The organism is Streptomyces sp. WZ.A104 (assembly GCF_002382885.1).
Classification (GTDB): domain Bacteria; phylum Actinomycetota; class Actinomycetes; order Streptomycetales; family Streptomycetaceae; genus Streptomyces.
This window is the reverse complement of record NZ_NWVL01000024.1, coordinates 16,330-31,450: the sequence shown is the minus strand read 5'-3', so window position 1 is coordinate 31,450 and position 15,121 is coordinate 16,330. Positions and strand designations below refer to the sequence as shown.

Sequence of the window (15,121 nt, the reverse complement as noted above, 5' to 3'; positions counted from 1 at the left end):
TAGGGAGGGGCGATGAAATACCGGTGAAGCCGCCTCTACCACTCCACCCGCAGTCGCTGCGGGCTGCGGGACGTGGTCCCGGTCCGCCAGGTGACCGCGCCCGGGGGTTCCGCCGGGCGCAGCGCCGGGAAGCGGACGGCCAGGCGGTGCAGGGCGAGCTGGAGCTCCGTACGGGCCAGCCAGGCGCCGAGGCAGTAGTGGGGGCCAGCGCCGAAGGAAAGGGTGGGGGCCTCCAGGGGGGCGAACATGTCGTGGAGGGTGGCGCGCGGGAAGACGGCCGGGTCGCGGTTGGCCATCCCGCAGTCGGCCAGGACGATCGCGCCCGCCGGGATGGGCACCCCGCCGACCTCCACGTCGGCCGAGGCGTGGCGGGCGCTGCCCCGGTCGTCGCCCAGCGGGATCAGGTGGACGATGCGGTCGGCCGCGCGTCCGGCGGCCTCCTCGTCGGCGGCCAGGCGAGGCCAGGCATCCGGGTGTTCGCCAAGGAGGCAGAGCAGCGCGTTGCCGAGCATGGTCATCGTGCTGTCATGGCCCCCGACGACCAGACCGCACACCAGGCTGGTCAACTGCCCCTCGGGGATACCCCCTTCCTCGTCGGCGGAGCGGACGATGCTGCTGATCAGGTCGTCACCGGGCGTCCCGCGGCGTTCGGCGAGAAGGTCCGCACCGAACGCGGCGAACTCCTTGAGGACGCTCTCCACTTGTTCACCGGCGTGGGTGCCGTCGGAGAAGGCGTGTTCGCTCCAGTGCCGCATCCGGCTCCGGGCGGAGGCGTCGAGGCCCATAAGCCTGCTGATGACCGCCACCGGCAGCGGGAGCGTGAACTCCGCTACGAGGTCGGCCGGTTGCCGCTGCTCCGCCAGCCGGTCCAGGAGTTCGTCGACGATGGCGGCGATCCAGGGCCGCCAGCGGGCGACGGCCCTCGGGGTGAAGGCGCGGCGCAGTGTCCGGCGCAGCCGCAGGTGGTCGGGGCCGTCCTGGTTGAACATCAGGTCGGGGTCGTTCACCAGGTCGGGTACGCCTGAGAGGGCGGGCGCGTCGGCGGCGTAGAGCCGGGCCCGGCCGAAGCGCGGGTCGCAGAGCACCTGGCGGACGTCGGCGTACCGGCTGACCAGCCAGGCGGGAGCGCCGCCCGGCAGCTCGGCCGGGCGGGGCGGCCCGGGTTCACCGAAGGGCAGGCGGTGCAGGGGTACAGGGGAGGAGCGCGGGTGTTCCGGGGCGGTCAACGTGCCTCCTGCGGAAGACGGAAGGGGCGTGCGGTCAGAGTGCGACGAGGACCTTGCCGCGGTTGGCCTCCCGGTCGGCGTAGAGGCTCCCGTAGGCGGCGGGGATGTTGTCGAAGCCGTGGTGCAGGGTGTGGTCGCAGACGACCTCGCCGCGTCGGACCCGGCTGCCCAGCTCGGCGTGGAGGTCCTTCCAGTTCTGTTCGGTGAACCATTCCGGGGAGAAGATCCCGCGGACGGTGGCGCGCGGGAACATCAGGTACGGCAGCAGCCGGGGGCCGGTGTCCTCCTGGCCGACCTGGGTGGCCCACTGCCAGCAGACCGCCACCTGGGCTCCGACGTTGAGCATGGGGAACACCGCGTCGGTGACGGTGCCGCCGAGGTTGTCGAAGTAGCGGTCGACACCGTCGGGGGCGGCCCGGGTGAGCGCCTCGCGGACGGTGTCGGCCCGGTCTCCGTGGCGGTAGACGACGACCGCGTCGAATCCGAGCCCGGTGAGGTAGTCCGCCTTCCGCGGGGACGAGGTGGTGCCGATGACCCGGGCGCCCGCGAGCACCGCCAGCTGGCCCGCGAGGGCCCCGACCGCTCCGGAGGCACCGCTGACGACGAACGTGTCGCCGGGGTTGACCGTCATGTACTTGGAGAGGGTCCCCCAGACGGTCATGCCGGGCCCGCCCATCGCGCCGAGGGCGGTCGGCAGCGGCAGGGCGTCGTCGTACCACCCGGGGTCGAGCCTGCGGTACGCCGGGAAGACCATGGGGAACGTCCCGGTCTGCCAGGGCTCGGGCGCGCCGGTGCCGACCACGTGGGTGCGCCAGCCGCCGAAGCCCTGGACGAGGTCGCCGACGCGGTGGGCGGCGCGCGGCCCGGCCGCCACCACCTCCATGATCGAGTCGGCGCCCATGTGGTGGCCGATCGGGGTGTCGAGGGCGATGCCCTGGAGGTAGGGGTCGACCGAGACGTACAGCGTGCGCAGGAGCATCTCGTCGGGGGCCAGGGTCACTTCGACGTCCTCGACGACCTTCTCGTAGACGCGGTCCACGTCGGGCACGCCCTCGACGTGCTCGCGGACCACCCATTTCGCGATCTTCATGGCGTCCTTTCCGGCTGCGCGGAGGGGTGCGCGGCGGGGCGTACGGGCACGGGGATGACCCGGTGGGTCGGAGGTGGCGCGGAGCGGTCGACCGACGCGGTGAAGGGTTTTCCGTCGTCGCGGCAGACGAACTGCATGACGTGGCGTCCGGCGGCCGCGGCCCGGATGAGCCCGCCGGTGGTGGCCCAGACGCCGGACTGGTAGAAGTCGCGCAGGCCGGGGAGGCCGGGGCCGTGCTTCTTGACCAGCTCTTCGAGCCTCTCGCCGCTCTCGACGAACGGCTGCCAGCCGAGGACGGTCCCGTCGTGGTTGCCGGTGTAGCGGACCTGGGTGAGGGGGCTGGAGACGTCGCGGACGACGATGGCGTCCCGCAGGCCGGGGAAGCGCTGTTCCAGGAAGCCGACGAGCGCTTCGCGGGCCCGCCGCTTCGCCGCGTAGTAGCCGCGCCCGTGCCGGACGGGAAGGGTGTGCAGCTCCTGGCCGCCGCGGCTGCGGGTGATCTGCTCGGGGCCCTCGTCCAGGGCCCGCCAGGGGGCGATGTCGCAGAAGTACGTGGCGTAGACGACGGTGGTGCCGTCCGGGGACAGCTCGGGGTAATGGCGGCTGCGGAACTGGACGTTGATGCTGGGGTGGCGGATTCCGGTGAGCTCGGCGGCGGTGTCCTCGTCGAGGAGGTAGGTGGTGCAGGGGTCCCCTTCGGGGAAGGGCCGGGAGAGGCCGAGGAAGAGGGTGAAGTAGCCGGGGAAGATCATGCCGGGTTCGTGGATGGTGCGGGTGTAGAGCTTGCGGTAGTCCTCTCCGAGGTATGCGCCCTTCAGGAACTTCATCGTCGTGGTGTAGCCGTCGCACGCCGATACGACGATGTCTGCGCGCAGTTCGCTGCCGCCGCCGAGCCGGACGCCCACCGCGCGGTCGTCCTCCACGATCACCGTGTCGACTTTCGTGTTGTACGAGATCTCGCCGCCGAGCCGGCGGTAGCGGGCCTCGATGGACCGGGCCAGGCCGAGGGAGCCGCCTTCGGGTACGCCCGCGGAGAGGTTGGCGTGCGAGGCGAGCTGGAAGTGGAACGGCAGGACGGGGAAGGCCGGGTGCTTCTCGTACAGGATGAAGTTGAACGCCTCGCGCAGGAGCGGGTCCTTGAACCTCGCCGAGAAGTCGCTCATCAGGACGGTGATCGTGGTGCGGACGGCGTTGAAGTAGGGGACGAACGAGGCGAGCATCCGCCAGCGCTCCACACGGCCCATGAGGCCGACGGGCTTGAGGAACGGATAGACCGCCAAGGCGCGTCGGAAGCTGCGTAGTTGGGCGCAGAACTTCCGTACGAGCCGGGCGTCGGCGGGTGACAGTGCGATGAGGTGGGCTTCGAGGCGGTCCGGGTCGGAGTAGAAGTGGACGGCCCTGCCGTCCCGCCCGCGCACGATGTTGAACACGTCGAAGTGGCGGATCTCCTTGCCCTGGAGCGCTCCCAGCTCCAGCCAGATCTGGTGCATCTCGTTGCCGGGGCCACTGCCGAGGAGCCAGCTGACGCAGGCGTCCAGGGTGAAGCCGCCGCGTTCCCAGGCGGTGCAGCAGCCGCCGGGGATCTCGTGCATCTCCAGGATGTGGCTGCGGTAGCCGTTCAGCTGCGCGTAGACGCCGGTGGACAGACCGCCCAGGCCCGCACCGATGATGATCATCGTCTCCCGCGGGCGTCGGGGGCCGCTGCGCTCGGTGGTCATCAGGTGCGGTCCTCCCGTGCGGACCAGCGGTCGAGCTGGGGCAGGTGGCCCAGCTTCGCCGGGTGCCAGGGTTCGGCTCCCTTGCTTTCCCAGGCCCGGAATTCCAGGCCCAGTTCGCGGCACAGGTACTGGACGGCGAAGCGGCCGGTGGCTGCCGCGCGGATCAGTCCGCCCATGCCGGCCCACTGTCCGGCCATGGAGAAGCCGCTGAGGCCGGGCAGCCGCATGCGGTCCTTGCCCACCAGCCGGGACGAGACGTCGTCGGCCTCGGAGAACGCCTTCCAGGCGAGGATGGAGCCTTTCAGATTGCCGGTGTAGCGGTGGGTTGTGGCAGGAGTCGCGACCTCGACGACGTCGATGCGGTCCGCGATGCCGGGAGTGCGGCGCTCCAGGAAATCCCGGACGAAGTCGGCGACTTCGCGCTTCCGCCGCCGGTACTCCTTGCGGTTCCTCGTGCGCAGGTCCTTCCAGTGGGCGAAGTCGCTGAAGTAGGTGCAGTGCAGGACGGAGTGGCCGGGCGGTGCGAATCCGCCGGAGTAGCGGGAGCGGGCCTGGACGACCAGGCTGCTCTGGAGGGCGCCGGGGAGCCGGTCCGCGTCCTCGTCGGTGAGGAGGTGCGTGGTGCTGTGGGCCTCGTCGGGTGCCAGATCGCCGCGCAGACCGACGAAGGCGGAGACGACGGCGGGGAAGAGCGTGCCCGGGCGGTGCAGGAGGTCGGTGTAGAGCCGGTCGACGCGGGGGCCGGTGTAGCGCCCGCCGAGCAGCCCGTAGACGGTGGTGTGGCCGTCGCAGGCGGAGACGACGTGCTCGGAGAAATACCTTCTGCCGCCCCGGAGTTCGATGCCGATCGCGCGGTCGTTCTCGACCAGGACGCGTTCTGTGCGGGCCCGGTAGGCGATGCTCCCGCCCAGACTTCGGTAGCGCTCCTCGATGGAGCGGGCGAGGCCGAGCGAACCTCCTTGCGGGAAGCCCGCGTTGCCGTGGTGGGCGGCGGCCATGTTGAAGAGGTACGGCAGCAGCGGGAAGCCCTCCGGGTCCTGGAAGAAGATGTTGCGGAAGGCCCGCCGCAGCAGCGGGTCCTCAAAGCGGTCGGCGAAGACGTGCATCGGGGTGGCGGCGGTCCGCCAGAACAGCCGGAAGGCGGGGAGGACGGTCCGCAGGGTCTGCGCCCGCTCCCGTACGGTCCGCAGGGAGGGCGCGGTGAGGAACGGGTACAGCTCGATGCCGATGAAGCGCCGCAGATCGCGGGTGAAGGCCCGGATCAGGGGGGCATCGGCGGGCGAGATCTCCAGGAGGTGGGCCTCCAGGCGGTCGGGGTCGTTGTAGAACGTCACCGACCGGCCGTGCTCGTCCTCCACCTTGTTGAACAGGTCGAAGTTGGTGACGGTCTTGCCGTCGAGGGCACCGAGTTCGCTCCACACCCGGTGGGCGTCGTTGCCCGGGGCGGTACCGATGAGCCATTCGATGCAGTAGTCGAAGAGATAGCCCTCGCGCGACCAGGCGGTGCAGCAGCCGCCGGGCAGCACGTGCTTCTCGAACACGCGGGTCCTGGCTCCGCTCATCTGGCCGTAGCAGCCGGTGGACAGTCCGGCCACGCCTGCACCGATCACGATGACGCGGGGCGGGGTGCCGGGGGTGCGCTCCCGGGTGGTCCAGTCGGTGCCGTCGTCATCCACCATGGGCGGCGCCCCCCGTCAGGACCGAGCGCACCAACGCGGCGTTGCGGGGCAGGTGTTTGGGGTCGAGCATGTCGGCGTGGACGCCGGAGCCGCGCAGTACGGCGGTGACTCCGGTGGAGCTGCCGTGCCAGGTGCCGTGCTCACCCGCGGCGTAGAGGGCGGCCTTCTCCTGGTCGGTGATCACACTGACCGCGGCGTCGACCGTGCCGGTGTTGGGGGTGCGCCCGCAGAAGGCGAGGTAGTCGGCGGCGTGGGCGAGCGTCTCGGCGGCGACGGCGTCGGAACCGGTGTGCTTGCGCAGATGACCGGCCAGCTCCGCCTCGAAGACGGCGATGCCGTCCTCGTCCGGTTCGTAGGCCTCCGGAATGCGGCGGGAGTCGATGACGACCACATGGGCGACCTCGCGGCCGCGCCGTTCCAGTTCCCGGGCCGTCTCGAAGGCGAGGTTGCCGCCGAGGGAGTAGCCGAGGAGCAGGCAGGGGCCGTCGGGCCGGGCGGCCTCGATCAGGTCGGCGTAGCGGGCCACCTTGTCGTCGCCCGGGAGGTAGTTGAAGCCGATGAGGGTGTACTCGGGGAGCTGTCCCGCCAGGCCGCGGTAGACCAGTCCGTGGCCGCCGGCGGGCGGGAAGCAGAAGAGCTCGCGGGCCCCTCCGGCGTTGAAGGTCAGGCACGGCAGGTCCTCGGCGGTGGTGCTGTGCAGGACGTCGGCCACCGTGGCGGCCATGCCGTGCAGGGTGGTGACCTGGTACAGCCTGCTGACGGGGACGCCGGCGCCGAACTCGGTGCGCAGGTGGTGGAGCAGCTCGATGAGCTTGATGGAGCTGCCGCCGAGCTCGAAGAAGTCGTCCTCCAGACCGATCTGTTCGATCCCGAGGAGGTTCCTCCAGTGCCGGGCGAGGCTGACCTCGTACAGCGTGGCGGGCTCCTCGTGGGGCCGTTCCCCGCCATGGGGCCGGGGGGCGGGCAGGGCAGCGGTGTCGACCTTGCCGCTGGGCGTGAGCGGCAGCTCGGGCAGCTCGACGTAGTGGGAGGGGATCATGTACGAGGGCAGGGAGCGCGCCAGATGGCGGCGCAGGGCCCGGGCGTCCAGCGCCGCACCGGGGGCCGGTACGCAGTAGGCGCAGAGGGCCGCCTCTCCCCCGGCGTCCGTGGTGACGGTGACCACGGCGCGTGCGAGTGGCGGCCACTGGGCGAGACGGGCCTCGATCTCGCCGATCTCGATGCGGTGGCCGCGCAGCTTGACCTGCCCGTCGGTCCGGCCGAGCAGGTGCACCCGGCCCTGTGCGTCCCAGCGGGCGATGTCACCGGTCCGGTAGAGCCGTTCGGGACGGGCGTCCGCGGCCCGGCCGAGCGTGCGGGTGACGAAACGCTCCTCGGTCTGCTCGGGGTCTCCGGCATAGCCGAGCGCGACGCCTTCGCCGCCGATCCAGAGCTCTCCGGGAACGCCGGGCGGGACGGGTTCGCCGTGGGCGTCGAGGACGTGGAGGGTGCTGTGGGGCATGGGCCGGCCGATCGGGACCATCGCGCCGGGCTCCAGGTCGTCCACGGGTCCTTCGAAGTACGCGCTGTCGATGGTGGCTTCGGTGAGCCCGTAGGAGTTGACGAGGCGGGTGCCGGGGCCGCACAGCTCGCCGAGCCGCCGGTACTCCGCCACGCTCCAGGCGTCCGAGCCGACCACCAGCAGCCGCAGGAAGTCCAGCCGCAGCCCTTGCCGGTCGCAGTGGTCCATCAGCCCGCGCACCACTGCTGGCACGAACTCCGCGCAGTCGACCCGTTCCTGACGCATCGTCCGGTAAAGGCGGGTCGTGTCGAAGAGCAGGTCGCGGTCGGCCAGTACGAGGGTGCCGCCCGAGCACAGAGCGCGGACCAGGTCGCCGGTGAAGACGTCGAACGAGGGGTCGGCCATCTGGAGGTGCACCCGGACGTCCGTCTCCAGCCGGTACTCCGCGCGCCAGGCGGCGTGGGCGGAGGCGAGGTTGCGGTGGCTGACGCGGACGGCCTTGGGGCGGCCGGTGGACCCGGAGGTGGTGATGACGTACGCCGTCGAGTCCGGGGCCGTGCTCCGCCGGGGGCCGTCCGGGTGCGGCTCGGTCGCGTGCAGGGCGTCGAGGGTCACCGTGATGACCGGCAGCGCCGCGGTGCCCTCCCGCCCGTCCTCGTCGGCGACGACGACGAGCGCGGCGCCGCTGTTGTGCACGAGGGACGCGAGCCGGCCGGCGGGCGGTCCGGGCCGGAGCGGGAGGTAGGCGGCTCCGGTCTTGAGCACGGCGAGCAGGGTGACGATCAGGTCCGGCGACTTGTCCAGGCACAGCACGACGACGGAGCCGTGCCCGACGCCGAGGGTGCGCAGCCGGGCGGCGGTCCCGGTGGCCCGCCGCTCCAGCTCCGCGTAGGTGAGCCGGTGGGCGTCGCTGTACGGGGAGGGCGTGACCAGGGCGACGGCGGTGGGGTGCTCGGCGGCGGCGCGCCCGATCAGCTCGTGGACCGGGGTGAACGGCTCCCCCCTCTCCTCGGCGGGCGGCAGGGCCGGGCGGCTCCATTCGGCGACGAGCCGGTGGCGCTCGCGTTCGCCGAGCATCTCCAGCCGGGATGCGGGCTGTTCGCCGGGGGCGCGGGTCATCCGGTCCAGGAGGCGGGTGTAGTGGGCGGCCATGCGGCGCGTCGTCGCCGGGAGGAAGAGGTCGGTGTTGTACTTGAGGACGCAGTGGAAACGTCTCTCCGCCTCGTCCTCGTAGGCGGACAGCGTTATGTCGAACTGCCCCTCTTCCTCCGGCAGTTCGATGTACTCCAGGCGGTAGCCGTACTGCTCGGTGGCCACCTTGTGGGTGAGGAGGATGAACATCGCCTGGAACACGGCCGAGCGGCTGGGGTCGCGCTGGAGTCCCAGCTCCTCCACGAGGAGGACGAAGGGGTACTCCTGGTTGTCCAGCCCGCCCAGTACGGTCCTGCGGACCTGTTGCAGCAGTTCGGCGACGGTGGGGTCGTCCGACAGGTCGGCGTGCAGCGGCAGCGGGTTGACGAAGTAGCCGTAGACGGAGGAGAAGTCCTGCCGGGTGCGGCCGGTGACGGGGCTGCCGACGACGATGTGGTCCTGCCCGGAGTAGCGGTGCAGGAGGAGGTAGTAGGCGCTCAGCAGCACCATGAACGGGGTGACGCCGTGCGCCCGGGCCAGGGCGTGGACGCGGGTGCTGAGCTGGGCGTCGAGGACGAAGAACTCGGAGGCCCCGTTGTGGGTCTGGACGGCGGGGCGCGGTTTGTCGACGGGAAGGTCCAGGAGCGGGACCTCGGACGGCAGGTGGGAGCGCCAGTAGTCGAGCATGCCCGCGGCTTCCGGCCCGGCCAGGAACGCGTTCTGCTGGTTGAGGAAGTCGAGGTAGCGGGCCTGCACCGGGGGCAGTTCGGGCTGCCTGCCCTCGCGCAGCGCCTCGTACACGGCGAAGAGTTCCTCGATGAAGGTGAACGTGGAGATGGCGTCGGAGACGATGTGGTGGACGGCCTTCATGATGACCCAGCGGTCGGGTGCCCGCTTGAAGAGGCGGAAGCGGACCAGCGGGTCGCGGGCGAGGTCGTAGGGCTTGCGGTATTCGGCGACGATCGTCGCGTGGATGGTCTCCCAGTCCTGCCCCTGCACGTCGAAGAGACCGAGGTCCGGTACGACGTCCGGGGAGACCCGCTGCACGGCCTGCCCGTCCTCCAGAGAGAAGTTGGTGCGCAGCGCGGGGTGCCGGGCGATGAGGCGGCGGACGGCCTCGAACATCAGGTCCGGTTCGAGGGCCACGTTCACCTCGACGGCTCCGCCGATGTTGTAGGCGTACCCCTCGGGGTTGAGGTGCTTGAGGAACCAGAGCGCCTTCTGGTTCTGCGTCAGCGGGTACTGCCTTTCGTCCTGGTGGAGTTCGACGGCACGAGCCGTTCCGTCGGGGGTGTCGGTTGCGGCCAGGGCGGTGAGGCCGTCGTGGAGCCGGGCGGCGAGCTCGCCCGCCGGGGTGCCGCTGAGGAGGGCGACCACGGGCAGGGCGACGCCGAGTTGGGCGTGGATCCGGGCCCGTAGCTCCATGGCGAGCAGCGAGTCGAGCCCGAGTTCGCCGAGGCCGGTGGCGGGGTCGACGCGGTCCGTGCCGGTGCGGAGCACGGTGGCGCAGAGCACGGCGAACCTATCGGTCACCAGCGTGCGGCGGGTATTCTCGTCGGCTTCGCGGAAGACGTCGAGGAATCCGTTGCCGGACGCCGGGTCCGGCGGCGGGGCGGCGGCCGCGGCGAGGCCGGCGACGAGCGGGGGCGGGGACGGGTACCAGGCGAGGAAGGCGGGCCAGTCGACGACGGTGGCGACGACCAGTTGGGCGTGGTCCTGGCCGATGACGCGTTCGAGGACGGCCATGCCCGCTTCCGGGGAGAGCGAGCTCATGCCACGGCTGTGCAAGTAGTGCTCGACGAGGCCGAGTTCCTCGATCATGCCGGTGGCCCAGGGGCCCCAGTCCAGGCTGAGCGCGGGCAGCCCCAGCGCGCGGCGGTGGTGGGCCAGGGCGTCCAGGAAGGCGTTTCCGGCGGCGTAGTTGGTCTGGCCCGCCGTGGTCAGCAGGGAGGCGACCGAGGCGAAGAGCACGAAGTGTTCGAGGGGTTCGTGCCGCAGGTGCCGGTGCAGGAGGTAGGCGCCGACGGTCTTGGGGGCGTGGACGGCGTCGAAGGCGGGCCGGTCGAGTTCGGTGACGAGGGTGTCGCGGACCTGGCCCGCGAGGTGGAAAACCCCGCGCACGGGTGGCGCGCCACTGGCTCGATGGGCGTCGAGCCAGCCGGTCAGGGCGTCCTCGTCGGTGATGTCGAGGCGGGCCGGGACGGTCTGCGCGCCGAGGGCCTCCAGTTCGCGCAGCAGGGCCACGGCCCGGCCCTCGGCGGTGGCGGGATCGGTGGCGGCCCACTTCTCCCGGGGCGGTACGGGGGTGCGGCCGACCAGGATCAGCCTGCGGGCCCCTCGCCGCACCAGCGTGCGGCACAGCAGCCGTCCGAGCGCGCCGAACGCACCGGTCACCAGGTAGCTGCCGTACTCCCGCAGGCGCGGCGGCAGGGGCCGGGTAAGGTCCTCGGCGGGTCGCAGGCGGCTGGTGCGGCGGCGGCCGTCGCGCAGGGCGACCTCCTCCTCGTCCTCGGCCAGCGCCTCGCTCAGGAGCGCTTCGGCCTCGGCGCGGTCGCGGTCCGGGCCCGGTTCCCGCCGGGGGTCGAGGTCGATCAACTTGCCGGGTCGGTCGGTGAGTTCCTGGTGCCGCAGGACGCGGCCGACGCCCCAGGCGGGCGCCCCGAGGGGCTCGACGGCCTCGCCGGGCAGGGCGGGCTGGGCGCCCCGGGTGACGATGTGCAGGCGGCTGCCGGAGCCCCGGGCGAGCAGGGTCCGGGCGAGGGCGACCAAGGAGTAGGCGCCAGCGCCGGTGTGGTCCACGAGGGCTTTCCGGTCGCAGTCCGCGAGGGCGGGCCGGTCGAGGTTCCACAGGTGCAGGACCGCCCCGCGAAACGGCCGGCCCTCGCGCTCCACATCGGCGAGGAGGCGCTCCAGGCAGCTGTCGGATGCGGGGTCGACGGTACAGGTGTCGCCGTCGCCGGAGCCGGTGTACGCGGCACCCCGGCGCACCAGCAGGCAGCGTTCGCCCCGGGCGGCGGCGAGCTCGGCGAAGGCGTCCGCCACTCCCCCGTCGTCGGCGAGGACCAGCCAGCCGTGGTCGCGGGCGATCGCGGCGGGCCCGGAGGGTCCACTCCGTACGTCGTCCTCGGGCAGCGGCGGGCAGTCGGTCCAGGCCGGTTCCGCGAGCCAGGAGTCGATCGTGGTGCGGGCGACCGCGGTCGCGGCCTTCTCGACGTCACCGGCGCGGAAGCCGTGGATGCGGCCGAGCGGCGTGCCGTCGTCGGCGTGGAGGGCGATGTTCCCGACGGTGGTGTCCGCGTCTCCGTTCAGCAGGGTGGCGTGCGCCCAGAACGGCTGGTCGCCGACGGGGTCGATGGCGACCTCGTCGAGGGAGAGCGGCAGCCTGATCCCCTTGCCCGGCGCGGGTCCTTCCAGGATCTGCGGGGTGAGCAGGGTCTGGAAGCAGGCGTCGAGCAGCACGGGGTGGAGGTGGTGTTCCGCGGCGTCGTCACCGATGGCCCGGGGCGGACGGATGCGGGCGAGGACTTCGCCCCTGCCGATCCAGACCTCCTCGACGGCCCGGAAGGCGGGGCCGTAGTCGTAGCCGAGGGCGGCCAGTGCGGTGTAGCAGTCGGGGCCTTCGAGTCGCCGGACAGTGCGGGATCGGATCGCGGCGGCGTCGAGGGGCGGTCCCGTCCTGCGGCGCTGCCCGGTACGGACGACGCCGCTCACGTGGACCGCCCGCTCCCCGTCGTCGCCGGCGGCCGAGGCGACGGTGAAGGCGGCGTTCTCCAGGGAGAGGGAGACCTCCACGGTCCGGTCCTCTCCGTCGGGCAGGAAGAGCGCCTTGCGGAGGTCGATGCCGGTGAGGACGGCGGTGGCGCCTCCGGTGAGCCGGCGGACGGCCTGGGCCGCCATCTCCAGGTAGCCCGCGGCGGGGAAGACGACGGTGCCCTGGATGCGGTGGTCGGCGAGGTAGGGCAGGGCTTCGGTGTCGAGGCGGGCCTGCCAGGTCGGTTCGGTGCGGTCGGTACGGCGGCCGAGGAGCGGGTGGTCCTGGCGCCCGAGGCGGACCTGGGCGACCGGCCGGGGCTCGGTCCAGTGGCGGTCGCGCCGGAAGGGGTGGCGGGGCAGGGTGACCGGGCGTCCGGTGGGCTGGAGCGTGTCCCAGTCGATGGCGGCGCCCAGGTTGTGGAGCGAGGCGAGGGAGGCGGCGAAGCGTTCGGGCTCGTTCTCCCGGCGGCGGATCGAGGGCAGGGTGAGTCCGGTCGTGCCGGTGGCGTCCAGGCATTCCCGGATCGCGTGGCCGAGCACGGGGTGCGGTCCGATCTCCAGGAAGACCTGGTGGCCGTCGGCGGCGACGCGGTCCACGGCGGCCCGGAAGCGCACCCGGTCGCGGACGTTCTTCCACCAGTAGGCGGCGTCCAGCTCATCGCCGCGGGCGGTGCCTCCGACTCCCGTCGGGTAGAGCGGCACCTGTGCGGGGCGTGGCTCCAGGGCAGCGAGTTCCGTGAGGAGTTCGTCCTTGATGAGCTCCATTCCTACGCTGTGGTAGGGCACTTGTACGGTGAGGAACTTGGCGAACTGCTGCTCGGCTTGCAGTTCCCCGGCCAGCAGGGCGAGCGTCGCCCCGTCCCCGGCCAGGGTGATCGAGGTGGGGCTGTTGACGGCGGCGATGGAGACCCGGTCGCTGTACGGGCGCACCCGGCGCTCCGCCTCGTCCTCCGACAGGCTCACGGCGAGCATGGTGCCCGTGCCCACCAGGGTCTGCTGGAGCCTGCTGCGGTGCACGGCGATCCTGGCCGCGTCCCGCAGGGAGTAGACACCCGCTTCGTGGAACGCGGCGATCTCGCCGGTGCTGTGACCGACGACGGCGTCCGGGCGCACCCCGTAGAACCGCCACAGGGCGGCCAGCGCGACCTGCACGGCGAAGTTCGCGGGCTGCGCGAGCCAGGTCTCGTCCATCCGGGAGGCGGATTCGTCGGCGGTCAGCTCCTCGATCAGGGACCAGTCGGCGAACTCGGCGATCGCACGGTCGCACTGGAGGAGCGCGTCGCGGAAGACCGGTTCCTCGCCGAGCAGTTGGCGTCCCATGCCCCACCACTGCGGGCCCATTCCGGTGAAGACCCAGACCGTCCGCCGCTCGCCCGACGCGCGTGCCCGGCCCCGGACGACCCGGGGGTGGGGCTCGCCCCGCTCGTGGGCGGCCAGCGCCTCGTCGAGGGAGGCGCGGGAGGAGTAGACGACACAGAGCCGCTCGGGGAGGTGCTGGCGGCGGTGGGCGAGGGTGTGGCCGAGGTCGGGGAGGGTCACCTCCGGGCCGTTCTCCCCGGCCAGTTCGCCGCGGATGCCGGTCGCCATCGCGGTGAGGGCTTCCGGGTGCCGGGCGCTCAGCGGCAGGATGCTCCAGCCGCGTCCGGCGGGGTCGGCCCGGCGGGTGTCCGGCGGGGGCGGCGGGGCCTCCTCCAGCACCACATGGGCGTTGGTGCCGCCGAACCCGAAGGAGTTCACCCCGGCGCGGGCGGGGCCCTCGTGCTCGGGCCAGGGGACGGGCCGGGTGGGGATCTCGTACGGCAGGGTGGCCGGGTCGATGGCGGGGTTGAGGTTCTCCAGGTTGATGTGGGGCGGGATCTGCCGGTGTTCGAGGCACAGAGCGGTCTTGATCAGTCCGGCGATCCCGGCGGCGGATTCGGTGTGGCCGATGTTCGTCTTGACCGAGCCGACGTAGGCGCGGGCGCCCGGGGCCCGTCCGATGGCCAGCGCGCGGGCCAGGGCGTTCGCCTCGATCGGGTCGCCGACGGGGGTCGAGGTGCCGTGCGCCTCCATGTACTGGAGGTCTCCGGGGGTGATGCCCGCCTCGGCGCATACCCGGCGGATGAGGCCGACCTGGGCGTCGGCGTTGGGCACGGTGATGCCGTTGGTGTGGCCGTCCTGGTTGACGCCGCTGCCGAGGATCACCGCGTGGACCCGGTCCCCGTCCCGTACGGCGTCCTCCAGCCGCTTCAGCGCGACCAGGCCGACACCCTCGGCCCGCACATAGCCGTCGGCAGCCGCGTCGAACGTACGGGAGCGGCCCTCGGGCGACAGGAATCCGCCCTTCGTCTCGGCGACGGTGTACTGCGGGGCCATGTGGAGCAGGGTGCCGCCGGCCAGCGCGAGGTCGCTCTCACCACTCTTCAGCGCCTGGCACGCCAGGTGCACGGCCACCAGGGAGGAGCTGCACGCGGTGTCGACGGACAGGCTGGGACCGCGGAAGTCGAAGCAGTACGAGATGCGGTTCGACACCATCGTCATCATGGTGCCGGTCGCGGTGTGGGCGGCCAGGGAGGCGAACCCCAGGTCGGCGAACTGGAGGATCTTGTAGTCCAGGGTGAACGCGCCGACGTAGACGGCGACGTTGCCGCCCGCGAGGTCGGCGGGCCGCTGGCCGCCGTCCTCCAGGGCGTCCCAGGCCACTTCGAGCAGCTTGCGCTGCTGGGGGTCCATATGGTCGGCCTCGCGCGGGCTGATACCGAAGAACGCGGGGTCGAACTCGTCGAATCCGTCGATGTATCCGCCGCGGCCGCCGACGAGGCGCCCGGGCTTGTCCCGGAACCGGCTGCCGAGCGTGGCGATGTCGTACCGGTCGGGCGGGGTGGGCGTGATGCAGTCCCTGCCCGCCATCAGGTTCTCCCAGAACGTCCGGTGGTCCGAGGCGCTGCCGGGCAGCCGGCAGCCCATTCCGATGATCGCCACCTTGTCGCGTAACGCCCGGTTGTTCGCGTCGGCCATGCGCTGGCTCCTCAAGTCACAGTGAA

The 15,121-nt window shown here is 72.2% G+C and carries 5 protein-coding genes; all 5 read right to left on the bottom strand.

Annotated features, from left to right (window positions below; all coding sequences use genetic code 11):
- Positions 1-35 precede the first annotated feature (35 nt).
- Genes CIB93_RS15255 through CIB93_RS15235 form a run of 5 tightly spaced genes read right to left on the bottom strand, consistent with a single transcriptional unit; the run spans position 36 to position 15,095 of the window.
- Positions 36-1,226: a cytochrome P450 gene (locus tag CIB93_RS15255; protein ID WP_096627367.1), complete on the bottom strand. Its 1,191-nt coding sequence runs from the start codon at positions 1,224-1,226 to the stop codon at positions 36-38.
- A gap of 34 nt (positions 1,227-1,260) precedes the next feature.
- Positions 1,261-2,316, bottom strand: a complete 1,056-nt coding sequence (locus CIB93_RS15250) for an NADP-dependent oxidoreductase (RefSeq protein WP_096627366.1) — start codon at positions 2,314-2,316, stop codon at positions 1,261-1,263.
- Positions 2,313-4,034 (bottom strand): NAD(P)/FAD-dependent oxidoreductase, encoded by a 1,722-nt coding sequence (locus CIB93_RS15245; RefSeq protein ID WP_096627365.1) that lies wholly within the window; start codon positions 4,032-4,034, stop codon positions 2,313-2,315. Before CIB93_RS15245 ends, CIB93_RS15250 begins: the two co-directional genes overlap by 4 nt.
- On the bottom strand, positions 4,034-5,713 hold the full coding sequence (locus CIB93_RS15240) for an NAD(P)/FAD-dependent oxidoreductase (protein WP_096627364.1): 1,680 nt from the start codon (positions 5,711-5,713) through the stop codon (positions 4,034-4,036). The genes CIB93_RS15245 and CIB93_RS15240 overlap by 1 nt, the downstream gene beginning before the upstream one ends.
- Positions 5,703-15,095 carry a non-ribosomal peptide synthetase/type I polyketide synthase gene (locus CIB93_RS15235; protein ID WP_096627363.1) on the bottom strand — a complete coding sequence of 3,131 codons (9,393 nt, stop codon included), beginning with the start codon at positions 15,093-15,095 and terminating at the stop codon, positions 5,703-5,705. The genes CIB93_RS15240 and CIB93_RS15235 overlap by 11 nt, the downstream gene beginning before the upstream one ends.
- Positions 15,096-15,121: the final 26 nt, after the last annotated feature.